Here is a 22,671-nt window from a genome sequence, read left to right on the forward strand (position 1 = left end):
AGAAAGACGACTTACATAGAAGGAGGAACCCGTTATGGCATATCTGATTTCGGAAGAGGCTCAGGAGCTGCTGGGCGCTGTCAAGGAGTTCTGTGAGAAGGAAGTCAAGGAGCAGTGCAAGGAGTACGACCGCTCCGGCGAGTGGCCCAAGGAGATTTACGACAAGGCCATCGAGATGCAGCTGCACATGCTGGAGGTGCCCGAGGAGTACGGCGGCATGGGCCTGAGCCGGGTGGACGTGGCCGCCCTGTTTGAGGAGATGGCCAAGGCCGACGCCGGCTTTGCCACCACCATCTCCGCCAGCGGCCTGGGCACCAAGCCGGTGCTGATCGCCGGCAGCGAGGAGCTGAAGAAGCGGGCCTGCCAGCTGATCGTGGACGGCGGCTTCGGCGCCTTCTGCCTCACCGAGCCGGGCGCCGGCTCCGACGCCAGCGCCGGCAAGACCACCGCCGTGAAGGACGGCGACAGCTACATCCTCAACGGCCGCAAGTGCTTCATCACCAACGGCGGCATCGCCTCCTTCTACTGCGTCACCGCCATGACCGACAAGTCCGCCGGCGTGAAGGGTATGTCCATGTTCTTTGTGGAGAAGGGCACCCCCGGCCTGTCCACCGGCCACGAGGAGGACAAAATGGGCATCCGCACCTCCAACACCTGCGACGTGGTGTTTGAGGACTGCCGCATCCCCGCCTCCAACCTGATCGGCGCCGAGGGCAAGGGCTTCTCCATCGCCATGAAGACCCTGGACCAGGCCCGGACCTGGATGGGCTGCGTGGCCACCGGCATCGCCCAGCGGGCCATGGAGGAGGCCATCGCCTACGGCAAGGAGCGCATCCAGTTCGGCAAGCCCGTGCTGAAGAACCAGGCCCTCCAGTTCAAGGTGGCCGACATGGCCATCAAGATCGAGACCGCCCGCCAGATGGTGGCCCACTCCCTGACCCTGATGGATCAGGGCCTGCCCTACTCCAAGGAGTCCGCCATCGCCAAGTGCTACGCCTCCGACATCGCCATGGAGGTGGCCTCCGAGGCCATCCAGATGTTCGGCGGCTACGGCTACAGCCGGGAGTACCCGGTGGAGAAGCTGCTGCGGGACGCCAAGATCTTCCAGATCTTCGAGGGCACCAACGAGGTGCAGCGCATCGTGGTGGCCAACAACACCATCGGCAAATTCTAAGGCGGGGAGCGTAACGACATGGAAATTCTGGTATGTCTCAAGCAGGTGCCCGACGACTCGGTGGAGCTCCACCTGAAGCCCGGCACCCAGGAGGTGAACCTGGAGGGGGTCACCCCCGTGGTCAACGCCTTTGACACCTACGCTCTGGAGATGGCCACCCGTCTGAAGGAGGCGGTGGGCGGCAGCATCACCGCCATCACCATCGGCCCCGAGGGGGCCAAGGATGCGGTTAAGACCTGCCTGGCGGTGGGGGCCAATCAGGGCTGCCTCATCACCGACCCCTCCTTCGAGGGGGCGGACACCCTGGGCAAGAGCAAGATCCTGGCCGCCGCCATCCGCAAGCTGGAGGCCGACGCCGGCAAGCCCTTCGACCTGATCTTCTGCGGCCGGGAGGCCACCGACAAGGCCACCGGCCAGGTGGGCCCCCAGCTGGCCGAGGCCCTGGGCGTGGGGGTGGTCACCGACCTGGTGGACATCCAGCAGACCGACGCCGGCGTGCAGGCCAAGCAGGAGACCGAGGAGGGCTACCGCCTGGTGGACGCCCCCCTGCCCTGCGTGGTCACCGTAAACAAGCCCCCCTATGATCCCCGCTATCCCACCATCAAGAGCAAGCTGGCCGCCCGCAAGATGCCCATTCCCACCCTGGACGCCGCCGCGCTGGGCGGCGTGGCCCCCGGCGCCGCCGGCAGCCATGTGGTGAAGGTGTACGAGCCGGCCAAGCGGCAGGCGGGCGTGAAGCTCAAAGAGGAGACCTGCGAGGAGACCGTGGCCAAGGCCATCGCCATGATGGCGGACGCCAAGGTGCTGTAAAGGAGAGAGCGGTATGGATTGGGGAAATCGCAAGGATATTCTGGTCTTTCTGGAACAAAAGGACGGAAAGGCCCTGAACGGGGCGCTGGAGTGCCTCACCCCCGCCCGGGCTCTGGCCCAGCACACCGGCGGGCAGGTTCTGGCCGTGCTGATGGGCACGGACAACGCCGGGGCGGCGGAGAAGGTGGCTCCCCTGGCCGACGGCGTGCTGGCCGTCACCGGCGGGGACTATTCCGACGGGGCGGCGGACGCCTTCACCTGGGCGCTGGAGCAGCTGGCCGCCCAGTATGAGCCCGCGGCGGTGCTGGCGGGCAACACCCCCCTGGGCCGGGAGATGACCGCCCGGCTGTGCGCCCGGCTGGGGCTGGGCAGCGTCCAGGACGCCACCGCCCTGACCTGGGACGGGGACACCCCGGTGTGGACCGTGCCCCTGTACGGCGGCACTGTGCTCAACGACGTGGTGGTGGACACCCTGCCGGTGGTAGCCACCACCCGCTCCGGCGCCTTTGCCAAGCCGGAGGCCGGCCAGGCCGGCCCCGTTACCCCGGTGGAGCTCCAGGTGCCCGCCGACGCGGTGAAGGTCAAGGTGGCCCAGGCGGTGAAGGAGCTCTCCGAGGCGGTCAACCTGGAGGAGGCCAAGGTCATCGTCACCGGCGGCCGGGGCATGGGCTCCAAGGAGCAGTTCGCCCTGGTGGAGGAGCTGGCCGCCCTGCTGGGCGGCGTGGTGGGTGCCACCCGTCCCGCCATCGAGGACGGCTGGGTCTCCCGGGCCCATCAGGTGGGCCAGTCGGGCAAGATCGTGGCCCCCGCCCTGTACATCGCCTGCGGCGTGTCGGGCGCCACCCAGCACGTGTCCGGCATGAACGGCTCGGGCTACGTGGTGGCCATCAACAAGGATGAGGACGCCCCCATCTTCGACGTGGCCGACGTGGGCATCGTGGGGGACGTGGCCAAGGTCCTCCCCCTGATGATCCAGGAGATCCGTCAGCGCAAGGCGGAGTAACCTTTCTAAAGGCAGATCCAGAAGGGTCTCGTCCCCTCGGGGGGGCGGGCCCTTCTGTTTTTTGGGGTTGCCTTTTGGGGGAAAGTGTGATATCCTCGAACGGCAGCCAAAGGCTAGCAAAATAATAGGAAAAAGGAGGAAAATCAGGTGGACCTATGCGGACGAAGTACCAACGCGGGCTGTGAGCTTCCCTCAGGGGACAGGGCTGGCGCCGCCTGGTTTTCCCTGTAAGCAGGGCAGGCCGGGCGGGGCCCGGCTGTCTGTTCCCAAATACGGAAGGTTCCGCCGCGGGGAGCGGCCGGGTATGAAACCCGGACGCTTTGCCGCGGCGCGCCTGTTTTGGTCACTTCCTCGCTGTATTTCAACGACAGGAGGAGAGACCCATGAAACAGAATCTGACCCTGGAGGCGCTGCGGCAGCTGCTGGAGCGCCGGGATATGTGCGCCCTGCGGGACGCGCTGACCCAGACCCACCCCGCCGACCTGGCGGAGCTGCTGGATGAGCTGGACCGGCCGGAGATGCTGGCGGTCTTCCGGGCCCTGCCCAAGGAGCTGGCGGCGGAGGTGTTTTCCGACCTGCCACCGGAGGACCAGCAGGCCCTGATCCAGGCGGCCACCGACCAGGAGCTGTCCGCCATTGTGGAGGAGCTGTGGGTGGACGACGCAGTGGACCTGCTGGAGGAGTTGCCCGCCGGCGTGGTGAAGCGGGTGCTCCAGGCCGCCCGGCCGGACACCCGGCAGCTCATCAACCAGTTCCTCCACTACCCGGAGAACTCGGTGGGCAGCATCATGACCGCCGAATTTACCGACCTGAAGCGGGACATGACGGTGGCCCAGGCCATCGCCCATATCCGCAGGACGGGGGCGGACTCGGAGAGCATCTATACCTGCTACGTCACCGACGCCGCCCGGCGTCTGGAGGGCGTGGTCACCATCCGGGAGCTGCTGCTGGCCGGGGACCAGGCCCTGGTGGCTGACCTGATGGAGCGGGACGTGATCACCGCCGGGACCGGCGAGGACCGGGAGGCGGCGGTGGCCCGGCTGATGAAGTACGATTTCCTCTCCCTGCCGGTGGTGGACAGGGAGGGCCGGCTGGTGGGCATCGTCACGGTGGATGACGGCATGGACGTGCTGGAGGAGGAGGCCACCGAGGACTTTGAGAAGATGGCGGCCATGGCCCCCTCGGAAAGGCCCTATCTGAAAACCGGGGTGTTCACCCTGGCCCGGCACCGCATTGTGTGGCTGCTGGTGCTGATGATCTCCGGCATGATCACCGGCGGCATCCTGGGCCGGTATGAGGCGGCCTTCTCCGCCATGCCCTTGCTGGTCACCTTCATTCCCATGCTCACCGACACCGGCGGCAACGCCGGCAGCCAGTCCAGCACTCTGGTGATCCGTGGCATGGCGGTGGGCGAGATCCGCCTGCGGGACTTTGCCAGGGTCTTTTGGAAGGAGCTGCGGGTGAGCATGCTGGTGGGGGCCGCCCTCAGCACGGTAAACTATGTCCGGCTCATTCTCACCTATCCGGGCCAGACCGCCACCGCCCTGACGGTGGCCGCCGCCCTCTTTGTCACGGTGCTGCTGGCCAAGACGGTGGGGGGCGTGCTCCCCATGGCGGCCAAGTTCTTCAAGGCCGACCCGGCCATTATGGCCGCCCCCCTCATCACCACCATTGTGGACGCCATCTCCCTGGTGGTCTACTTCAACATCGCCAGCGCTCTGCTGCCCCTTGCATGAAAAAATCCCTGTCCGCATCGGCGGACAGGGATTTTTCAGTTTCAGCTCTCCTTGCCCCGGCGCACATCCCCGATCACCTTGATGATCTGGATGACCAGAGTGGGCAGGAAGGCCAGCAGAACGATCTCTCCCAGGTTGGCGACTCCGAAAGCGGGAGCCACCATAAACAGGCCCTTCAGGCCGGGGACGAAGAGTACCGCCAGCAGCAGCACCACGCCGGCAAAGAAGGCCATGACGGAGTACTTGTTGGTGGAGAACTTCAGGCGGAAGATGGACGCGTCGCCCCGGCAGTTAAAGCCGTGGAACAGCCGGGCCAGGGTGAGGGTGGCGAAGGCCATGGTGGAGGCCAGGACGGCGTCGCCCCCCTGATAGCCCAGGTAGAAGGCAATCATGGTGACGATGGCGATGAGCAGGCCCTGGCCGCCAATGCGGGTCAGCAGGTCCCGGCTGAGGATGGGCTCCTTGGGGTCACGGGGCTTCTGGTCCAGCAGGCCCCGGCGGGCGGGCTCCATACCGATGGCAATGGCGGGCAGGGAGTCGGTGAGCAGATTGATAAACAGCAGGTGAACCGGCTGGAAGGGCACCGGCAGGGCCAGCAGAGAGGCGTAGAGCACACAGAAGATGCCGGCGGTGTTGCCGCTGAGCAGGAACTGGATGGCGTTTTTGATATTGGCATACACGCTGCGGCCATTGACCACCGCCTTGACGATGGTGGCGAAGTTATCGTCGGCCAGGATCATGGAGGCAGCGTCCTTGGACACCTCGGTGCCGGTGATGCCCATGGCCACGCCGATATCCGCCTTCTTCAGGGCGGGGGCGTCGTTGACGCCGTCGCCGGTCATGGACACGATGTTCCCCTTCCGCTGCCAGGCGTTGACGATGCGGATCTTGTGCTCGGGGGACACCCGGGCGTACACCGAGATCTTCTCCAGCCGTCCGTCCAGATCGGCGTCGGTCATCTGGTCCAGCTCCAGGCCGGACACCGCCTCGTCCCCGTCCCGGAAAATCCCCAGCTGGCGGGCGATGGCGGAGGCGGTCACCTTGTGGTCGCCGGTGATCATGATGGTGCGGATGCCGCCCCGCTTGGCGTCGGCCACCGCCTGCACCGCCTCGGGCCGGGGCGGGTCGATCATGGAGATGAGGCCGATGAAGGTAAACTCGTTTTCATCCTCCAGGGTCAGGGGCCGGACGGCCTCCAGCTCCCGGTAGGCGAAGGCCAGCACCCGCAGGCCCTCCATGGACAGCTCCATGTTCACCCGGGCGATCTCCTCTTTCCGCTCCGGGGTCAGCTCCACCTTCCCCTCCCGGGTCAGCAGCCACTTGGACCGGTCCAGCAGCACGTCGATGGCCCCCTTGGTAAACAGGGTGGGGGTGCCGTCGATGTCGTGGAGGGTGCTCATCAGCTTGCGGTCGGAGTCGAAGGCCAGCTCGCCCAGCCGGGGATGCTGGGCCCGGTAGCTCTCCTCGTCCACCCCGAACTTCTCTCCCAGCATCACCAGGGCCACCTCGGTGGGGTCGCCGATGGAGGCGCCGGTCTCCTCGTTGTTGGTGGCGTCGCTGGCCAGCAGGGCGGCCTTGAGCAGCAGCCGCTGCACGTCGTTGACCAGCTCCAGGTCGTCCCCCTCCAGCAGGGAGCCATCGGCGTATACCTTCTGGGGGGTCATCTTGTTCTGGGTCAGGGTGCCCGTCTTGTCCGAGCAGATCACCGACACGCACCCCAGGCTCTCCACCGCCTTCAGGTCCTTCATGATGGCGTTCTGTTTGGCCATCTTCTGGGTGCCCATGGCCAGCACAATGGTGACGATGGAGCTGAGGGCCTCGGGGATGGCGGCCACCGCCAGGGCCACGGCGAACATGAGGGAGTCCAGTACTCCCATGCCGGTGCGGAACACCGACAGGGCGAACACCACCGCGCAGATGGCCATGATCACGATGGCCAGCTTGGCGGAGAAGCTGTCCAGGGACTGCTGCAGGGGGGTCTTGCGCTGCTGGGTCTGGTTCATGAGGGCGGCAATCTTGCCCAGCTCGGTATTCATGCCGGTGGCGGTAACCAGCACGGTGGCCCGGCCGTAGGTCACCAGGGAGCCGGAGAACACCATGTTCTTCTGGTCGCCCAGGGCCACCTGGCCGCCGGTGATCACGTCGGCGGTCTTTTCCACCCCCTCGCTCTCGCCGGTGAGGGAGGACTCATTGACCTTGAGGGAGAAGTTCTCCAGCACCCGGCCGTCGGCCACTACCATGTCCCCGGCCTCCAGCAGCACGATGTCGCCAGGCACCACGTCGGCGGAGGGGACCTCCACCCGCACGCCGCCCCGCAGCACCTTGGCGGTGGGGGAGGACATGGCTTTCAGGCTTTCCAGGGATTTTTCCGCTTTCAGGTACTGGACGGTACCCAGGATGGCGTTGAGGATGAGTACGGCGAAGATGACGATGGTGCTCTCCACATTCTCCGACGCGGCGGAGATGAGGGCGGCCACAATGAGGATGACCACCAGCAGGTCCTTGAACTGCTCCAGGAAGATCTGGAGCACGCTCTTTTTCTTGCCCTCGGAGAGCTTGTTGGGGCCGTACTGCTCCAGCCGGCTCCGGGCCTGCTGGTCAGACAGTCCCTTCTGGTCGGCCTGCTGGGCCTCCAGCGCCTGGGATACGCTTTTGCTGTAGTATGGCTCGTTTGTCATAAGATCCCTTCCTTTTTTTATTTGTTTTGGCGGAAGGATGACAAAAAAGACCTTCCGCCAACCGCCGCCCATGACGACAGTTGCCGAAAAGTCTTGTTACCACAGAGGGCGCGTACCGCCAGGTCCTCAAAAGGCCCGTGATGTTGACGGCACGACTTTCAAACTACTCCCTTTTCAACTGTCTGGATCATATCACACTTTGGGGGGAAAGTCAATTCTTTTTCCAGCATCCCCATTTTCTTCTTCATTATGCCCTGGACGGTTGACGGATAGACCGGCTTTCGGTATACTTTTTTCATCACTTACCTTGTGGAAAGGAGCCGCCCATGAAGCCGAAAGCCATCACTGTCCTGCTCAAAACCGCCTGGGCGCTGGAGCTGATCATCGCCGTGTTCATTCTGCTGCTCACCGTGCTGCAGATGGTGCTGACCGGCAAGGACTCCGTGGAATACCTGCTGGCCGGAAAGTTTAGCCTGGATGAATTTTTTGCCAGCACCATGAGCATTATTGTGGGACTGGAGTTTATGAAGATGCTCATTCTCCACACGTCCCGGGCGGTGACCGACGTGCTGCTCTTCGCCATTGCCCGGCAGCTGGTAGTGAGCCACTCCACCCCCGCCGACACCCTGATCGGGGTGTCCGCCGTGGCCCTGATTTTCGTCATCAAGAAGCTTCTCCATACCAAAGAGGACGTCGACGTGCCTGTCATGCGCCCGCCCCATCCTCCCAGCCAGCAGTAAAAAACGCGGAAGCCAGCCGGCTTCCGCGTTTTTTCGCCGGGAGTGAAGAATCCGGCCGCCGTCAATCGTGTTGTGGGTGAAAGCGCTTTCAATCCCATGGAAAGGACGTGAGCAACATGCCTCCCATACCGGACCGGGCGGAGGCCCAGCGGCTGGTGGACACCTACTCCGACCTGCTCCTCCGGCTGAGCTACACCTATCTGGGCAGCACCGCCGACGCCCAGGACATCTGCCAGAGCGTCTTTCTCAAGCTGCTCCAGGCACCCCGGACATTTGCCGACCGGGATCACGAGCGGGCCTGGATCATCCGCACCGCCATCAACCTGTGCAAGGATTATCTGAAAAGCCACTGGCGGCGGAGCACCGTGGCGCTGGAGGCGGCGGAGACCGTGCCCGCCCCCCAGGCGGAGGAGGGCAGCCTGCTGGCCGCGGTGGAGCTGCTGCCCCCCAAATACCGGGCCGTCATCTATCTCTACTACTACGAAGGCTACTCCGCCAAGGAGATCGCCGCCCTGCTGGGGGAAAAGCCGGCCACCGTCTTTACCCGGCTGGACCGGGGGCGGCAGAAGCTGCGGACCTATCTGGAACAGGAGGAACTGACATGAACCGTTATCAGGATACATTGGACCGGCTCCGCTTCACCCCGGAGCAGAAGCAGCACATGACAGACCGGCTGATGGCGGAGGCGGAGCGCCCCGCACCCCACCGGGCCCTGTCCTTCCGCCGTCTGGCGGCGGCGGGGGTGGCCGCCGCCCTGGTCCTCAGCGTGGGCGTGGCGGGAGCCACCGGCGCGCTGGGAGAGGTGGGAGCCGCCTTCTCCGCCATTTTCGGCCCCTCCACCCAGAGGGAGATCATGGACAAGATCGGCTACCCCGTGGGGGCCTCCGACACCGACAACGGCATCACCATCACCGCCGACGCCATTGTGGGGGATACCTACAGCTATGCCGTGGTGTACACCATCCAGCGGGAGGACGGAAAAGCCCTGGTGAGCGACCAGCTCCTGGCCCGGGCCCCCGACCCGGAGACTGACGCCCTGCCGCTGGCCTTCCAGTCCTACGACGCCGCCCTCCAGGGCTACCGGGGGGGCAGTTCGGGCAACATGTGGTTCTACGACGCCGACCCCGCCGACAGCGCCGTTCAGTTTGTGGAGCTACGCACCCAGAGCGAGCCTCTGGAACCCGGCCTGCTCACCGTCCGCTTCCAGGACCTGCAGGTATATGGGGAGGACTACGCCACCTGCACCACCCTGACGGAGGGGAGCTGGAAGCTGAGCTTCCAGCTGGCCTTTGAGGACGCCTCCCGGACCCTGCCCTGCGGGCAGACCTTTACGCTAAACGGCGCGGAGGTCACGCTGAATGCCGTCACCCTCTCCCCCCTGTCCATCCAGGCGGACTACACCGTTTCCTGGGCGGGCGACACCGCCATGGACTGGATCGAGCCGCTGCCCATGTCCATCACCTACACCGACGGCACCACCCTGGATCTGTCCCACGCCGGCGGAGCCAGCGCCTACGGGACGGGCGCCGTCTCCTGTCAAAAGGGCATGATCTTTGATCAGCTCCACTCCCTGGAGGAGGTGGCCTCGGTCACGGTGGGGGACGTAGTCATCCCCGTCTCCCAGCCCTAGGCCAGCTTCATCCGCTCCCCGATGCGCCAGGAGTCGGTGGCCACAAAGAATTTCCCGTGATCCGAGCGGAACAGCAGGGAGATGGAGGGTTCCAGCCCCCGCAGCTCCTCCGCCAGCGTTCCTTCCAGCAGAAACCGGCTCTCGCAGACGTCGATGTTGTCGTCCAGACCGGTGAGCTGCCGGCTCAGCGTGATCCAGAACCGGGCAGTAAACACCTCTATGGTGGAGAGGACCAGATCAGGCTTATCCCCAAAAAGGTCCCCATAGAGGCACCGGGCCACACGCCGCACGAAGGAGCGCTCCACGCCGCAGAGCACCACGCTCTTGCGCCAGGCCCGGCGGTAGACAATTTTCTGACAGATCATTTCCCCAAGGGGCTCTCCCCGGTAGTGGGCGTCCACCACCGCGGCGTTGGCCTCAATGTCCAGCGTGGCGGCCAGCAGCCGGTTGATCTCCCGCTCCACAGCGGCCAGCTCCAGTCCACCGGGCGCCGGCCGGCTCAGCACGCTTTTGCCCACGATGGCCATATCCGCCGTGGCAATGTGCTCCAGCAGCCATCCCAGCTCCGAGCCGATGAAATTCCACACTTCTTCTTTGTTGCACACATCCCGCTCCACAATCTGCCGGTACCTGGCCATCTGGGTGCTCCGGAAATCGTCGTGAAGCATCTTGTGCAGCCCATATCCCTCGTAGCCGATTTCGCGCATATACGCCTCCTCCTGGGCGGCGTGTTGGGAGAAACAGCTCACCAGCTCGTTCAGCGCCTGCCGCAGGGCGGGCATACGGTCGGCTTCATCGATGCCGGGCGCCTGCGCGATCTCCAAAATCTGTCCGGCGATTTTGAAAATCTGGCGGTGCTCCTGGTCAAACGCAGGAATTCCCATCTTAAAATGATCGTTCCATTGCATCATCGTTTCTGCCCCTCCCTGGCGGTCCATTGGTTGATTCTGTGGTCAGTATAAGGGCCCAACCTTGAATTAACATGAAAAATACCCTTTAAATTTATAAATAACAAGGATTGGAAAAGCAGACAGGGCCCGCCGTACGGCGGGCCCTGTCTGCTTATCTCTGATATTCAAATTCCAGGTTGTACAGGGAGACGATGTCCCCGTCCTTGATGCCCATTTCCTCCAGCCGGTCGAACAGGCCGGACTGGCGGAGCATCTTGTCAAACCAGTTCCGGGACTCGTAGTCGCCGAAGTTGACGTTGGCCATAAGCCGCTGGAGCCAGGGGCCCTCCACGATCCAGGTGTCGTCCTCGTGAATGATGTTGAGGGGGGCGGAGGTATCCACCTCCGGGGGACGCTCCACATAGGTGGGCTCGTACACCGTGATGGGGGGCAGATGCTCCAGCTGGCGGGCGGCGGCCAGCATCAGCTCCCGGGTGCCCATCTGGGCGGCGGCGGAGATCTCGTAAAAGGGCATCCCCAGCCCCTCCACATGGGCCTTCAGGGCCTCCAGGCCGGAGCGGTCGGCAGCGATGTCCACCTTGTTGCCCGCCACGATCATGGGCCGGTCCTCCAGCCCGGAGCCGTACTCCTTCAGCTCGGCCTGGATGGCCTCAAAGTCGGCCACCGGGTCCCGGCCCTCAGAGCCGGACACGTCCACCACATGGATGAGCAGCCGGCAGCGGTCGATGTGCCGCAGGAAATCGTGGCCCAGGCCGGCCCCCTCGGCGGCGCCCTCAATGATGCCGGGAATGTCGGCCAGTACGAAGGACACCCCCTCTTCCACATACACCACCCCCAGGTTGGGGAACAGGGTGGTAAAGTGGTAGTTGGCGATCTTGGGCCGGGCCTTGGACACCACCGAGAGCAGGGTGGATTTGCCCACATTGGGGAAGCCCACCAGGCCCACGTCGGCCAGCAGCTTCAGCTCCAGGATCACCTGCCGCTCCTGGCCGGGCAGCCCCGCCTTGGCAAACCGGGGCACCTGCCGGGTGGGGGTGGCGAAGTGCTTGTTGCCCCAGCCGCCGTTGCCCCCCCGGGCCAGCACAAAGCGGTCGGTCTCCGACATGTCGCAGATGATCTCGTTGGTGTCCGCGTCCCGCACCACGGTGCCCTTGGGGACCTTGATCACCAGATCCTCCCCGTCCTTGCCGGAGCAGCGCTTGCCCTGGCCGTCCATGCCGTTGCCCGCCACATACTTGCGCTTGTAGCGGAAGTCCATCAGGGTGGACATATGGGGATTGATCTCCAGGATCACGCTGCCCCCCCGGCCGCCGTCGCCGCCGTCGGGGCCGCCGGCGGCCACGTACTTCTCCCGGTGGAAGGCCACCGCGCCGTTGCCGCCGTTGCCCGCCTTGACGGTGATGCGGGCGGTATCTACAAAGGGTGCTGCCATAATACCTCCTTGCGTACAAAGGAAAAGCCTCGGAACGGGATTCCGTCCGAGGCTTCGTTTACCCACAATTACTGAGCAATTTCAACAATGGAGACCTGCTTGCGGTCCTTGCCCAGGCGCTCAAACTTGACTCTGCCGCTCTTGAGGGCGAACAGGGTGTCGTCGCTGCCCTTGCCCACGTTGACGCCGGGATGGATATGGGTGCCCCGCTGGCGGACCAGGATGTTGCCGGCCAGCACGAACTGCCCGTCGCCCCGCTTCACGCCCAGACGCTTGGCCTCGGAATCGCGGCCGTTACGGGTGGAGCCGACGCCCTTCTTGTGGGCGAAAAACTGAATACCGATGTTCAGCATGGTGTCACACCTCCAAACTTGTGTGTTGATCAACGCTGTGCCGGGAGGATCAGTCCTCCTCCAGCACCAGCACATAGTCGGGATATTCCTCGTGGAGACTGGTCATATGGACCATGAGGGCGGTCAGAAGGGTCTGACAGGTGCTCTCAGCGGTCTGACCCAGTCCGCCGGGGAGACGCAGGGAAATGGACGCGTCCCGCTCCTTTACCTTTACCGAGGCCTCCAGCCCCAGCACGTCGTTGACGGCGCATTCCACCAGACGAACGGCGCTGGTAACGGCGGCGCAGACGATGTCGCTCCCCGCTTCGGCATAGCCGCTGTGGCCCTTCACGGTGAAGCCCACAATGCGGCTGCCCTCCATGTGGAAGGAGACGGTGGTCATTTCCTTACACGGAGATGGCGCCGATGGTCACCTTGGTGTAGGGCTGACGATGGCCCTGACGCTTCCGGTAGCCCTTCTTCGGCTTATACTTGAAGACCAGGATCTTCTTGCCCTTGCCGTTCTTCACCACGGAGGCGGCCACCTTGGCGCCCTCCACCACGGGAGTGCCAACGGTGATCTTGTCCCCGTCGATGACGGCCAGAACCTTGTCGAAGGTCACGGCGTCGCCGGCCTCGTTGGGCAGCTTCTCGATGAACAGAGTGTCGCCCTCCGCCACCTTGTACTGCTTGCCGCCGGTCTCGATGATCGCATGCATGTAGTTTCAACTCCTTCATTACGGGCTCGCTGTCGGGGGCGGAAGGATCTCCCTTCACTTGCAACCCATTCAAAGCGGCTCTAATATTATATCCACGCAAGCGTAGGAAGTCAAGGGTTTTCCTTTCTTTTTTCATCCAATCGGCCGAAATACCACCCAATGACTCCGTTTTTCTTCACCAGGGCCCGGTCGGACAGGCGGCGGACCACCCTCAGCTCCTCCCCCGGCGACACCGGCAGGCGGTAGTCGGTGGACACCTGGCACCAGACCTCCCCGTTCCGGACCGAGAGGTAGTCGGTGAGCACCTCCAGCTCTCGGCCGGTCTCCAGGTGGCGGCAGCGGGAGAGCTCCTCTCCCCACGCCAGCACCTCCACCACGCCGCCGCCCCAGCGGATGTTGATGGGGTCCGCCGAGGGAGCCTGGCCATCCAGCGCCACGGCGGTGGGCAGGCCGTCGTAGGCGTACCAGGAGAAGGGCCCGCCGGGCGCGGCGGGCAGCTCCAGGGCGTTGAGCTGGCCGTCCATAATCAGGCTGCACCCGCCGTCAATGCTGGCGATGTGTCGCTCAGGCAGCAGCAGGGGCGCCACGGAGGCCACATGGGGATGATAGAGGGTCACCGGCCAGTGACCCACCACGCACCAGCGGCGGAAGGAGCGGCCCTGGGCGAGAAAATTGTCGTTTTTCATGCACCGCCAGGCGTCCAGCCCCTCCAGATGGTCCTCGTCGGGCACGCCGCCGTGGACAAAGAGGTAGTCCGGGGTGAGCAGCACCTCCGGCATGGACTCCAGAAAGGCCAGCTCGGGGGCGAAGCGCTCCCTGATCGCCCGGGCCAGAGCGGGCCGGTCCTCCGGCCCCCGGAAGGGACAGCCCGCCTCCCGGGCCATCTGGACCAGGGTACACCGCTCCCCCCACACCCCCAGGTAGTAGCGGTAAAAGGCGTCGGGAGCGGAGGGCTCCTTCTGAACGAACTCACACACCAGATCGTCGCAGTTGCCCCGGAGGCAGTAGACGGTATTACGCTGGGCCAGCTCCATCACCATCCGCAGCAGCCCCAGGCTGTCGGGGCCCTTTTCGATCAGGTCCCCCACCAGCACCAGAATGTCCTCCGGCGTATAGCGGGCCGCCTCCAGCACGCCCCGGAAAAAGGCCGGGTTGCCATGGATATCGCTGATGGCCAGCACCCGCCGGCCGGAGGGAAAGTCTGTGCGCACCACCCGCGCCTTTCTCGCCATAGGTTCCACCTCGCTTTTACCCCACATTGTACCACACAGGGCACAAAAAAGGAACGGTTCCATGGAACCGTTCCTTTCTCTTTTGGATTTACCGCCGGGCGGCCAGGGAGACCCAGCCCTTCTGCTCCCGCCGCTTGAACACGTGCAGGCCGTTTTTCTCCAGGGCGGCGGCCACCTCGTCGGCCCGGGTGTCGATGATCCCCGAGCAGAGGAACACCGCCCCCTCGTCCATAAAGGCCCCCGCCGTGGCGGACAGGGGGATGATCACGTCGGCCACGATGTTGGCCAGCACCAGGGCGTACTTCTCCTTCGCCAGGTCGGCCACCAGGTCCCCATCGTCCAGCACGTTGCCCGCCAGCACCCGGTATCGGTCCCTGCCGATGCCGTTGAAGGCGGCGTTTTCGTAGGCCACATCCACCGCCTTGGGGTCGATATCCACCGCCGCGGCGTGGGAGGCCCCCAGGGACAGGGCGGCAATGGACAGAATACCGCTGCCGCAGCCCAGGTCCAGCACCGGCTTGCCCGGCACGGTGTACTCCTCCAGCCCCATGAGGCACAGCTGGGTGGAGGCATGGCTGCCGGTACCAAAGGTGAGGCCGGGGTTGAGGTAGAGAGGAGTCTTGCCCGCCGGAACGGGGTCCTCCCGCATCCACTCGGGCACAATATACAGCTTCTCTCCCACCGCCATAGGCTGGTAATACTTCTGCCAGGAGTGGGCCCAGTCGTTGTCCCCCAGGGGGGCGGCGGTGTAGGGCTGGTCAATGCCCGCCGTCCACGCCGCCAGCTGCTTTTTGCCGTCGGCGTCGTCGGTGACGTAGAACTTCACCCGGCACACGCCCTTCATGCGCTCCAGCAGCTCGTCATCCACATAGTCCCAGTACTGATGATTCTGCTCCAGGAAGGATTTGAAATCCTCCTCGTCCTCAATGGCGAACCCGGTGACGCCGTTGGCGGTAAGCCGGGCGCACAGGCCGTCCAGCTCCTCCTGCGTGGTGTCCAGGGTCACCTCCAGCCACTTGATATCTTCCATCAGCGCTTACTCCCCAGGAAGAACAGGGCCACGGTGCCCGGGCCGGAGTGGGCGCCGATCACCGGCCCCACGTAGTTGATGACCACTTCTTTGGTGCCGAAGCGGGCCTTCACGTCCTGGGCCACCTTCTGGGCGTCCTCCAGACAACCGCCGTGGCTGATGAATACCACCTGATTGCCGGGGTCGTCGGCGGTCTCGGCCATATGGTCCACCAGGGCCTTCAGGGAGGCCCCCCGGCCCCGGGCGGTGCCCACCTTGATGAGGTGGCCCTCATCGTCCACGTGCATCACCGGCTTGATGGACAGCATGGTGCCCAGCACGGCGGTGGCGGGGGAGATCCGGCCTCCCCGCTTGAGGAAATGGAGGTCGCTGACGGTGAACCAGTGGCACAGGCGGAGCTTGTTTTCCTCCGCCCAGTCTCCCACCTCGTCCAGGCTCTTGCCCGCCTGCTTCAGCTTGGCGGCATGCCATACCAGCAGGCCCTGGCCCAGAGAGGCGCACAGGGTATCCACCACGCGGACCCGCTGCTGGGGGTACTGCTCATTCAGCTCCTGGGCGGCGATCCGGGCGGAGTTGCAGGTGGCGGACAGGCCGGAGGAGAAGGCCAGCACCAGCACGTCCTTTCCCGCCTCCAGGAAGGGGGTCAGGGCCTCGGTGTAGTCCCCCACGTTCACCGCCGAGGTGGTGGCCATGGCTCCCTCCCGCAGCATGCGGTAAAACTCCTCCGGGTCCATCTCCCGGTTGTCGGGCCAGTTCCGGTAGGTCTTGTCTCCCATGGTAAAGCACAGGGGCAGCACCTCCACCCCCAGCTCCTCTACCAGCTGCTGGGACAGGTCCGCCGAGGAGTCGGTAAACAAAACGTAATCATTCATATTGTTATAGCCTCCCGTATTCAATCCGCCGGATGTTCCCGGCCGCTTCTGCTCTTTTTCCCCTTTTCCGGCTGGGGCCGCCGCTCCCGGATCAGCTCCAGCAGGCGCTGGCAGGCCAGCTTGTCGGCATAGCTGCGCAGGGCCAGAGCCAGGGCCAGATCAGGCAGGTCCTCCTCCCGGTCGCTGGCGTCCAGGCTGCCCGCCGTCACGTCCAGGGCCCGGTCCAGCTCCTCCTGAAACTGGGCGTACAGGGCCTGGGGCTCCTGCCCCTCCGCCGCCGCGTCCAGCAGCAGGGCGGCGTCCTTCACCGACAGCACCTGCTTGAGGGCGCACAGGGCGGTCAGACAGCCCAGATGGGTGCGGGAATACCGCTTGCCCTCCGCCCGGGGCATGGCCCCGTCCTTGATATAATTGTTCACCATGGCGGAGGTCAGGTTCTCTCCCTCCCCATAGCGGATGAGCTGGCGGGGCATATAGCTGATGAGCTGATCCATATAAAGTCCGATGTCCGGGAGCTCCTCCCAAGCCACCGGCCGTTCCCGCTCCAGGCGCTCTTTCAGTTCACGGATTTCCTCCAAAGGTAGCCCCCCTTTCTGGTTTTCAAAACCATATCACAAAATTTTCGTCCAATTATACCACATTACTTTTTGGGAAGTAAAGTCCTTTGAGAACTGAAAAGAGCCCTTTGTGCTCACATAACAAAATTATGTCATGCAGTGCCCCTCTTTTCTCCTTTTTTGTCTCTGGCAGTTTTTTCTTCCCCCCTTTTGATAAACTAGGAAACATATTCTATAGACAGATAAGGAGGCAACCGGGGATGAACAATACCTACGGCTATGTGCGGGTATCCACCAGGGATCAGAATGAGGCCAGGCAGTTGGCCGCCATGCGGGCGTTTGGCGTGGCGGAGGAGCATATTGTGGTGGAAAAGCTGTCCGGGAAGGATTTTCACCGGCCCCTCTACCAGCAGCTGGTGGGCGGTCTGTGCCGGGGGGACATACTGGTGGTCAAGAGCATTGACCGCCTGGGCCGCAATTATAAGGAGATCCTGGAGCAGTGGTCCCACTTGACCAAGACCGTGGGTGCGGCCATTGTGGTGCTGGACATGCCGCTGCTGGACACCCGACAGGGCCGGGACCTGACCGGCACACTGATTGCCGACATTGTGCTTCAACTGCTCAGCTATGTGGCGGAGACAGAGCGGCAGAACATCCGCCAGCGGCAGGCGGAGGGGATCGCGGCGGCCAAGCTGCGGGGCACCCAGTTTGGCCGCAAGCCCATCCAGCTGCCCGCCGATTTTGACCGTCTGGCGGGGCTGTGGCAGCAGGGGGAGATCTCCTCCCGGGACGCCTCCCGGCGGCTGGGCATCTCCTACCAGACCTTTCTCCGGCACGCCAAGGCCCGCTGCGCCCGCCCGGCTCTGTAAAATCATCCCAGCTTAATTTTTTAAAAAGGAGGCTGGCCTGGGCCAGACAAACGCCCGCCCCGAGCCTGATAGCTCGGGGCGGGCGTTATTTACCCTATACGCTCCGGGGAAATCTTATTTCCGGGGATTCTTGATAGCAGCCTGGGCGGCAGCCAGACGGGCGATGGGCACACGGAAGGGGGAGCAGGACACATAGTCCAGACCCACATTGTGGCAGAACTCCACGGAGGAGGGGTCGCCGCCGTGCTCGCCGCAGATGCCCAGCTTCAGGTCGGGGCGGGTGGAACGGCCCAGCTCAGCGGCCATTTTCACCAGCTTGCCCACGCCCTTCTGATCCAGGCGGGCGAAGGGATCGCTCTCATAGATCTTGTTGGTGTAGTAGGACTCCAGGAACTTGCCGGCGTCGTCGCGGGAGAAGCCGAAGGTCATCTGGGTCAGGTCGTTGGTGCCGAAGGAGAAGAACTGAGCCTCCTTGGCGATCTCGTCGGCAGTGAGGGCGGCACGGGGGATCTCGATCATGGTGCCCACCATATAGGTCATGTCGCTGCCGGCAGCCTTGATGATGGCGTCGGCGGTCTCCACCACGGTCTTCTTCACGAAGGCCAGCTCCTTGACCTCGCCCACCAGGGGGATCATGATCTCGGGCACGATCTTCCAGTCGGGGTGCTTGGCGTTGATGTTCAGAGCGGCCTTGATGACGGCGCGGGTCTGCATGGCGGCAATCTCAGGATAGGTGACGGCCAGACGGCAGCCGCGGTGACCCATCATGGGGTTGAACTCATGCAGGGAGGCGATGATGGCCTTGATGTCGGCCACGCTCTTGCCCATGTCCTTGGCCAGCAGCTCGATGTCGGCCTCCTCGGTGGGCACGAACTCGTGCAGCGGGGGATCCAGGAAGCGGATGGTCATGGGACGGCCCTCCAGGGCCTCGTACATGGCCTCGAAGTCGCCCTGCTGCATGGGCTCCAGCTTGGCCAGAGCCTTCTCACGCTGCTCCACGGTGTCGGAGCAGATCATCTCCCGGATAGCGGGGATACGGTCGGCCTCGAAGAACATGTGCTCGGTACGGCACAGGCCGATGCCCTGCGCGCCGAACTTCACGGCCTGGGCGGTATCACGGGGGTTATCGGCGTTGGTGCGCACCTTCAGGTCACGGAACTCGTCGGCCCAGGCCATGATGCGGCCGAACTCGCCGGAAATGGAGGCGTCCACGGTGGGGATGGCCTCGCCGTAGATGTTGCCGGTGGAGCCGTCCAGGCTCATCCAGTCGCCCTCCACATAGGTGCGGCCGGCCAGCTCGAACTTCTTGTTCTCCTCGTCCATCTTGATGGCGCCGCAGCCGGAGACGCAGCAGGTGCCCATGCCGCGGGCCACGACGGCGGCGTGAGAGGTCATGCCGCCGCGGACGGTGAGGATGCCCTGGGAGGCCACCATGCCCTCGATATCCTCGGGAGAGGTCTCCAGACGGACCAGGACCACCTTCTCGCCCCGGGCGGCCCACTCCTTGGCGTCATCGGCGGTAAAGACGATCTTGCCGCAGGCGGCGCCGGGAGAGGCGGGCAGAGCGGTAGCCACAGGGGTGGCCTTCTTCAGCGCGTCGGGGTCGAACTGGGGGTGGAGCAGGGTGTCCAGGTTGCGGGGGTCGATCATGGCCACTGCCTGCTTCTCGGTGATCATGCCCTCGTCCACCAGGTCGCAGGCGATCTTCAGAGCGGCGGCGGCGGTACGCTTGCCGTTACGGGTCTGCAGCATATAGAGCTTGCCGTTCTCCACGGTGAACTCCATGTCCTGCATGTCGTGATAGTGGTTCTCCAGAGTCTGGCAAACCTCCACGAACTGCTTGTAAGCCTCGGGGAACTTCTCCTCCATCTGGCTGATGGGCATGGGGGTGCGCACGCCGGCCACCACGTCCTCGCCCTGGGCGTTGGTCAGGAACTCGCCCATCAGCTTCTTCTCGCCGGTGGCGGGGTTACGGGTAAAGGCCACGCCGGTGCCGCAGTCGTCGCCCATGTTGCCGAAGGCCATGGACTGCACGTTGACGGCGGTGCCCCAGGAGCCGGGGATGTCGTTCATGCGGCGGTACACAATGGCGCGGGGGTTGTTCCAGGAACGGAACACGGCCTTGACGGCGCCCATGAGCTGCTCCTTGGGGTCGGAGGGGAAGTCGGTGCCCACCTTCTCCTTGTACTCAGCCTTGAACTGCTCGGCCAGCTCCTTCAGGTCGTCGGCGGTGAGCTCCACGTCCTGGGTCACGCCCCGGGCAGTCTTCATCTTGTCAATGAGCTCCTCAAAGTACTTCTTGCCCACTTCCATGACCACGTCGGAGTACATCTGGATGAACCGGCGGTAGCAGTCATAGGCCCAGCGGGGATTGCCGGACTTCTTGGCAATGACCTCCACGACCTGCTCGTTGAGGCCCAGGTTGAGGATGGTATCCATCATGCCGGGCATGGAGGCACGGGCGCCGGAACGGACGGAGACCAGCAGGGGGTTCTCCATATCGCCGAACTTCTTGCCGGTGATCTCCTCCATCTTGGAGATATACTCCATGATCTGGGCCTGGATATCGTCGTTGATCTTCTCGCCGTCCTCATAGTACTGGGTGCAGGCCTCAGTGGTAATGGTGAAGCCCTGGGGCACGGGCATACCCAGGCTGGTCATCTCAGCCAGGTTAGCGCCCTTGCCGCCCAGCAGCTCCCGCATGGAGCCGTTGCCTTCGGAGAACAAGTATACATACTTGTGAGCATTGCTCATTTTACATTCCTCCTAGATTTCTTTGCTCTTACGATACTCAAATATGCCAACCGGTGCTATTATACCATCTTGTCCTGAGATTGCAAGGGATTCCCAATTATTTTGTTTAAAAACTCCGTGGGTTTCCCGCTGTTTTTCTATACTTGCCGGTCAGATGGTTGCGCACTGTGCTTTTCGTTGCCCCGGGGGGCGAAACATGATATACTGAACTGCATCTGACAGGAAGGAAGTCGGCTATGGAAAGACTGGCTGTGGGCATCCTGGCCCACGTGGACGCGGGAAAGACCACCCTCAGCGAGGGGCTGCTCTACGCCTGCGGAAAACTGAAAAAGCTGGGCCGGGTGGACCACGGGGACGCCTTTCTGGACACCGACCCCATGGAGAAGGAGCGGGGGATCACCATCTTCTCCAAGCAGGCGGTGCTGCCCCTGGAGACGGTGGAGCTCACCCTGCTGGACACCCCGGGACACGTGGACTTTTCCGCCGAGATGGAGCGCACCCTCTCGGTGCTGGACTGCGCCATTCTGGTGGTCAGCGGCAGCGACGGGGTCCAGGGCCACACCCATACCCTGTGGCGGCTGCTGGAGCGGTATCAGGTGCCCACCTTCCTCTTTATTAACAAAATGGATCTGCCGGGGGCGGACCGGGGGGAACTGCTGGCCAAGCTGCGGGAGCAGCTGGACGATGGGTGCGCCGACTTCCTGGACAAGCCCGCCCTGTACGAGCAGGCCGCATTGTGCGACGAGGGCCTGCTGGAGGACTATCTGGAGCACGGCTTGGTGCCCGACGCCGCCCTCACCGCCCTCATCGCCCAACGGAAGCTGTTCCCCTGCTGGTTTGGCTCGGCCCTGCGCCTGGAGGGGGTGGCGGACTTTCTCCAGGGGCTGGAGCAATACGCCCCCCGGCCGGTGTACCCCGCCCACTTCGGCGCCCGGATCTTCAAGATCTCCCGGGACGAGCAGGGGGCCCGGCTGGCCTGGATGAAGATTACCGGCGGCAGTTTAAAGGTCAAGACCCTGCTGGAGGGCCCCGGCTGGCAGGACAAGGCCGACCAGCTGCGGGTGTACTCCGGCCGGAAATTCCAGCTGGCGGAGGAGGCCCCGGCAGGGAGCATCGTGGCGGTCACCGGCCTGAGCGCCGCCGCCGCAGGCCAGGGCCTGGGCTTCGAGGGGGAGGGGACGCCCCCCGCCCTGACGCCGGTGCTCACCTACCGGGTGGAGCTGCCCCAGGGCCAGGACCCGGTGACCGCCCTGCAGAAGCTGCGCCAGCTGGAGGAGGAGGACCCCCAGCTCCATCTGGTGTGGAACGAGCGCTTGCAGGAGATCCACGCCCAGCTGATGGGGGAGGTCCAGCTGGAGATCCTGCAGCGGCTGATCCGGGAGCGGTTTGACCTGGAGGTGTCCTTCGGTCAGGGGGGCATCGTGTACCGGGAGACCATCGCCGCCCCCGTCATCGGGGTGGGCCACTATGAGCCCCTGCGGCACTACGCCGAGGTACATCTGCTCATCGAGCCGGGAGAACGGGGCAGCGGCGTGGAATTGTCCACCGCCTGCCCGGAGGATGTGCTGGACCGCAACTGGCAGCGGCTCATCCTCACCCACCTGGCCGAGCGGGCCCACCCGGGGGTGCTCACCGGCTCCCCCCTCACCGACGTGAAGCTCACCCTGCTGGCGGGGCGGGCCCACCTGAAGCACACCGAAGGGGGTGACTTCCGGCAGGCCACCTACCGGGCGGTGCGCCAGGGACTGATGGAGGCGGAAAACATTCTGCTGGAGCCCTGGTATGCCTTCCGGCTGGAGGTGCCCGCCCCCCAGGTGGGCCGGGCCATGAGCGACCTCCAGCGGATGGGGGGCGACTGCGACCCGCCGGAGACCGTCGGGGAGACCACCGTGCTCACCGGAACCGCCCCGGTGGCGGGCCTGCGGGACTACGGCCGGGAGGTGGCCGCCTACACCAGGGGCATGGGGCGGCTGAACTGCTCCCTAAAGAGCTACTTCCCCTGCCACGACCAGCAGGCCGTGGTGGAGGCCATGGGCTACGACCCGGAGCGGGACGTGGACAACCCCACCGGCTCGGTGTTCTGCGCCCACGGGGCGGGGTACAATGTGAAGTGGGACCAGGTGAAGGAGATGGCCCACGTGGACAGCGGCCTGTCCCTGGACGCCCCGCCGCCGGAGGAGGCTCCCGCTCCC

Annotated in this window: 20 protein-coding genes; 9 read left to right on the forward strand and 11 right to left on the reverse strand. The window is 64.4% G+C overall.

The genetic code is table 11. The annotated features are described in order from the left end of the window. The first annotated feature begins 34 nt into the window (after nucleotides 1-34). The 4 genes from B5F88_RS07660 to mgtE all read left to right on the forward strand — a co-directional run bounded on the left by B5F88_RS07660 (nucleotide 35) and on the right by mgtE (nucleotide 4,723). Entirely contained in the window at nucleotides 35-1,174 is a 1,140-nt protein-coding gene (locus B5F88_RS07660) for an acyl-CoA dehydrogenase family protein (protein ID WP_087343832.1), read from the forward strand. An 18-nt stretch (nucleotides 1,175-1,192) separates the two neighbouring features. Beyond that, complete coding sequence (locus B5F88_RS07665) at nucleotides 1,193-1,984, forward strand: electron transfer flavoprotein subunit beta/FixA family protein (protein WP_087343834.1); 792 nt, start codon at nucleotides 1,193-1,195, stop codon at nucleotides 1,982-1,984. Between the two features lie 13 nt (nucleotides 1,985-1,997). Continuing rightward, complete coding sequence (locus B5F88_RS07670) at nucleotides 1,998-2,987, forward strand: electron transfer flavoprotein subunit alpha/FixB family protein (RefSeq protein WP_087343837.1); 990 nt, start codon at nucleotides 1,998-2,000, stop codon at nucleotides 2,985-2,987. Between the two features lie 383 nt (nucleotides 2,988-3,370). Next, on the forward strand, nucleotides 3,371-4,723 hold the full coding sequence (gene mgtE / locus B5F88_RS07675; protein ID WP_087343840.1) for a magnesium transporter: 1,353 nt from the start codon (nucleotides 3,371-3,373) through the stop codon (nucleotides 4,721-4,723). Between the two features lie 41 nt (nucleotides 4,724-4,764). On the opposite strand, the gene B5F88_RS07680 is transcribed toward mgtE, so the two are convergent. Next, nucleotides 4,765-7,401: a cation-translocating P-type ATPase gene (locus B5F88_RS07680; protein ID WP_087343843.1), complete on the reverse strand. Its 2,637-nt coding sequence runs from the start codon at nucleotides 7,399-7,401 to the stop codon at nucleotides 4,765-4,767. A 326-nt stretch (nucleotides 7,402-7,727) separates the two neighbouring features. Between B5F88_RS07680 and B5F88_RS07685 the strand changes: the two genes are divergently transcribed. The 3 genes from B5F88_RS07685 (at nucleotide 7,728) to B5F88_RS07695 (ending at nucleotide 9,771) form a co-directional block, all read left to right on the forward strand. Next, a complete protein-coding gene (locus tag B5F88_RS07685) occupies nucleotides 7,728-8,141 on the forward strand; it encodes a hypothetical protein (RefSeq protein WP_087343846.1) in 414 nt (137 codons plus the stop codon). Between the two features lie 116 nt (nucleotides 8,142-8,257). Next, on the forward strand, nucleotides 8,258-8,746 hold the full coding sequence (locus B5F88_RS07690; RefSeq protein ID WP_087343849.1) for a sigma-70 family RNA polymerase sigma factor: 489 nt from the start codon (nucleotides 8,258-8,260) through the stop codon (nucleotides 8,744-8,746). After that, nucleotides 8,743-9,771: a DUF4179 domain-containing protein gene (locus B5F88_RS07695; RefSeq protein WP_087343852.1), complete on the forward strand. Its 1,029-nt coding sequence runs from the start codon at nucleotides 8,743-8,745 to the stop codon at nucleotides 9,769-9,771. The genes B5F88_RS07690 and B5F88_RS07695 overlap by 4 nt, the downstream gene beginning before the upstream one ends. Here B5F88_RS07695 and B5F88_RS07700 read toward each other — a convergent pair. The 9 genes from B5F88_RS07700 to B5F88_RS07740 all read right to left on the reverse strand — a co-directional run bounded on the left by B5F88_RS07700 (nucleotide 9,768) and on the right by B5F88_RS07740 (nucleotide 16,877). Then, the gene (locus B5F88_RS07700) at nucleotides 9,768-10,682 is read right to left on the reverse strand and encodes a hemerythrin domain-containing protein (protein ID WP_162612140.1); all 915 of its coding nucleotides are present in this window, start codon (nucleotides 10,680-10,682) and stop codon (nucleotides 9,768-9,770) included. The two genes, B5F88_RS07695 and B5F88_RS07700, sit on opposite strands and share 4 nt — an antisense overlap. A gap of 151 nt (nucleotides 10,683-10,833) precedes the next feature. Next, the gene (obgE, locus tag B5F88_RS07705) at nucleotides 10,834-12,114 is read right to left on the reverse strand and encodes a GTPase ObgE (RefSeq protein ID WP_087343857.1); all 1,281 of its coding nucleotides are present in this window, start codon (nucleotides 12,112-12,114) and stop codon (nucleotides 10,834-10,836) included. Nucleotides 12,115-12,182: 68 nt separating this feature from the next. Beyond that, nucleotides 12,183-12,467, reverse strand: coding sequence for a 50S ribosomal protein L27 (gene rpmA / locus B5F88_RS07710; protein WP_087343860.1), 285 nt, complete (start codon nucleotides 12,465-12,467; stop codon nucleotides 12,183-12,185). Between the two features lie 49 nt (nucleotides 12,468-12,516). Further along, complete coding sequence (locus B5F88_RS07715; protein WP_087343864.1) at nucleotides 12,517-12,849, reverse strand: ribosomal-processing cysteine protease Prp; 333 nt, start codon at nucleotides 12,847-12,849, stop codon at nucleotides 12,517-12,519. Between the two features lie 4 nt (nucleotides 12,850-12,853). Continuing rightward, nucleotides 12,854-13,165 (reverse strand): 50S ribosomal protein L21, encoded by a 312-nt coding sequence (gene rplU / locus B5F88_RS07720; RefSeq protein ID WP_087343867.1) that lies wholly within the window; start codon nucleotides 13,163-13,165, stop codon nucleotides 12,854-12,856. Nucleotides 13,166-13,275: 110 nt separating this feature from the next. Then, complete coding sequence (locus B5F88_RS07725) at nucleotides 13,276-14,397, reverse strand: metallophosphoesterase (protein WP_087343870.1); 1,122 nt, start codon at nucleotides 14,395-14,397, stop codon at nucleotides 13,276-13,278. A gap of 88 nt (nucleotides 14,398-14,485) precedes the next feature. Further along, nucleotides 14,486-15,427, reverse strand: a complete 942-nt coding sequence (gene prmA / locus B5F88_RS07730) for a 50S ribosomal protein L11 methyltransferase (RefSeq protein WP_087343873.1) — start codon at nucleotides 15,425-15,427, stop codon at nucleotides 14,486-14,488. Next, nucleotides 15,427-16,299, reverse strand: a complete 873-nt coding sequence (locus tag B5F88_RS07735) for a DegV family protein (protein WP_087343876.1) — start codon at nucleotides 16,297-16,299, stop codon at nucleotides 15,427-15,429. The genes prmA and B5F88_RS07735 overlap by 1 nt, the downstream gene beginning before the upstream one ends. A gap of 20 nt (nucleotides 16,300-16,319) precedes the next feature. Beyond that, nucleotides 16,320-16,877, reverse strand: coding sequence for a DUF1836 domain-containing protein (locus B5F88_RS07740; RefSeq protein ID WP_087343878.1), 558 nt, complete (start codon nucleotides 16,875-16,877; stop codon nucleotides 16,320-16,322). Nucleotides 16,878-17,116: 239 nt separating this feature from the next. Between B5F88_RS07740 and B5F88_RS07745 the strand changes: the two genes are divergently transcribed. Continuing rightward, nucleotides 17,117-17,725: a recombinase family protein gene (locus B5F88_RS07745; protein ID WP_087343881.1), complete on the forward strand. Its 609-nt coding sequence runs from the start codon at nucleotides 17,117-17,119 to the stop codon at nucleotides 17,723-17,725. 114 nt (nucleotides 17,726-17,839) lie between these two features. Here the strand turns inward: B5F88_RS07745 and ppdK are convergent, their stop codons facing one another. Next, nucleotides 17,840-20,479, reverse strand: coding sequence for a pyruvate, phosphate dikinase (ppdK, locus tag B5F88_RS07750; RefSeq protein WP_087343884.1), 2,640 nt, complete (start codon nucleotides 20,477-20,479; stop codon nucleotides 17,840-17,842). A gap of 236 nt (nucleotides 20,480-20,715) precedes the next feature. Between ppdK and B5F88_RS07755 the strand changes: the two genes are divergently transcribed. After that, nucleotides 20,716-22,671, forward strand: a 1,956-nt coding sequence (locus tag B5F88_RS07755) for a TetM/TetW/TetO/TetS family tetracycline resistance ribosomal protection protein (protein WP_087343887.1), incomplete at its 3' end; no start/stop codon positions are given.

Origin of the sequence: Flavonifractor sp. An306 (assembly GCF_002159455.1) — a bacterium.
Lineage (GTDB): Bacteria > Bacillota > Clostridia > Oscillospirales > Oscillospiraceae > Flavonifractor.

Coding starts and splice junctions, on each gene's coding strand:
- B5F88_RS07660 (WP_087343832.1), top strand. CDS start 35: ATGGCATATCTGATTTCGGAAGAGGCTCAGGAGCTGCTGGGCGCTGTC.
- B5F88_RS07665 (WP_087343834.1), top strand. CDS start 1,193: ATGGAAATTCTGGTATGTCTCAAGCAGGTGCCCGACGACTCGGTGGAG.
- B5F88_RS07670 (WP_087343837.1), top strand. CDS start 1,998: ATGGATTGGGGAAATCGCAAGGATATTCTGGTCTTTCTGGAACAAAAG.
- mgtE (WP_087343840.1), top strand. CDS start 3,371: ATGAAACAGAATCTGACCCTGGAGGCGCTGCGGCAGCTGCTGGAGCGC.
- B5F88_RS07680 (WP_087343843.1), bottom strand. CDS start 7,401: ATGACAAACGAGCCATACTACAGCAAAAGCGTATCCCAGGCGCTGGAG.
- B5F88_RS07685 (WP_087343846.1), top strand. CDS start 7,728: ATGAAGCCGAAAGCCATCACTGTCCTGCTCAAAACCGCCTGGGCGCTG.
- B5F88_RS07690 (WP_087343849.1), top strand. CDS start 8,258: ATGCCTCCCATACCGGACCGGGCGGAGGCCCAGCGGCTGGTGGACACC.
- B5F88_RS07695 (WP_087343852.1), top strand. CDS start 8,743: ATGAACCGTTATCAGGATACATTGGACCGGCTCCGCTTCACCCCGGAG.
- B5F88_RS07700 (WP_162612140.1), bottom strand. CDS start 10,682: ATGATGCAATGGAACGATCATTTTAAGATGGGAATTCCTGCGTTTGAC.
- obgE (WP_087343857.1), bottom strand. CDS start 12,114: ATGGCAGCACCCTTTGTAGATACCGCCCGCATCACCGTCAAGGCGGGC.
- rpmA (WP_087343860.1), bottom strand. CDS start 12,467: ATGCTGAACATCGGTATTCAGTTTTTCGCCCACAAGAAGGGCGTCGGC.
- B5F88_RS07715 (WP_087343864.1), bottom strand. CDS start 12,849: ATGACCACCGTCTCCTTCCACATGGAGGGCAGCCGCATTGTGGGCTTC.
- rplU (WP_087343867.1), bottom strand. CDS start 13,165: ATGCATGCGATCATCGAGACCGGCGGCAAGCAGTACAAGGTGGCGGAG.
- B5F88_RS07725 (WP_087343870.1), bottom strand. CDS start 14,397: ATGGCGAGAAAGGCGCGGGTGGTGCGCACAGACTTTCCCTCCGGCCGG.
- prmA (WP_087343873.1), bottom strand. CDS start 15,427: ATGGAAGATATCAAGTGGCTGGAGGTGACCCTGGACACCACGCAGGAG.
- B5F88_RS07735 (WP_087343876.1), bottom strand. CDS start 16,299: ATGAATGATTACGTTTTGTTTACCGACTCCTCGGCGGACCTGTCCCAG.
- B5F88_RS07745 (WP_087343881.1), top strand. CDS start 17,117: ATGAACAATACCTACGGCTATGTGCGGGTATCCACCAGGGATCAGAAT.
- ppdK (WP_087343884.1), bottom strand. CDS start 20,479: ATGAGCAATGCTCACAAGTATGTATACTTGTTCTCCGAAGGCAACGGC.